General features: G+C 75.7%; 1 protein-coding gene and 1 pseudogene. Both read left to right on the top strand.

Annotated features, from left to right (window positions below; translation table 11 throughout):
- Nucleotides 1-356: winged helix-turn-helix domain-containing protein (locus B7767_RS36165; RefSeq protein WP_143652827.1), on the top strand; the 356-nt coding region annotated here is incomplete at its 5' end.
- Nucleotides 357-744 (top strand): annotated as a pseudogene (locus tag B7767_RS36160) (two-component sensor histidine kinase); the annotation flags it as partial.

The raw sequence follows: 744 nt of genomic DNA, 5'->3' as shown, positions 1-744 counted from the left end.
CGGCACCGGCCCCGGCGCCCGAGCCCGTCGCGGAGCCGGCGCCGGAGCCCTCCGGCCGGTTCCTGGAGGCGGCCGGGCTGCGCATGGACCCGCAGGCGCGCCGGGCCTGGCGGGGCGGGCGGGAGCTGGAGCTGACCCGCACCGAGTTCGAGCTGCTGGAGCTGCTGATCCGCCACGCGGGCATCGTCCTGGACCACTCCACCATCTACGACCGGATCTGGGGCTACGACTTCGGCCCCGGCTCCAAGAACCTCGCCGTCTACGTCGGCTACCTGCGCCGCAAGCTCGACGAGCCCGGCGCGCCGCAGCTCATCCACACCGTGCGCGGGGTGGGTTACGTGCTGCGGGAGGGCTGAGTGCCGTACGGACGGCCGGTCTCCCCGAGGCGGCTGCGGCTGCTGTCCCTGGGGACCACGTTCGCGGTGGCGTTCGCCGCGGTGACCGCCACGGTCACCGTGCTGGTCGGGATCCTGTCGTACAACGCCGCCGCCCGGCTGGTGCGGGTGGACCAGCAGTCCGTGTTCGACGAGGTCGTGCAGGACCTGCGGGACGAGGTCCGGGAGAACCGGATGTCGCCGCACGACTTCTCCTCCGCCGCGCCCGGCCACGACCTGGTGCGGCCCGCGCGGACCGACGTGCAGGTGCTCGGGCCCGACGGCGGTGTCTTCGACCCCGGCGACCCCGGCCTGCCGGTGGTCGACGCCGACCGGCGGGTCGCGGGCGCCGCGACCGCGGGGCGGGTGG

Origin of the sequence: Streptomyces sp. 13-12-16, from assembly GCF_002114215.1 — a bacterium.
Taxonomy (GTDB): Bacteria; Actinomycetota; Actinomycetes; order Streptomycetales; family Streptomycetaceae; genus Streptomyces.
Note: the sequence above shows the minus strand (reverse complement) of the source record. Positions and strands in the feature narration are given on the sequence as shown.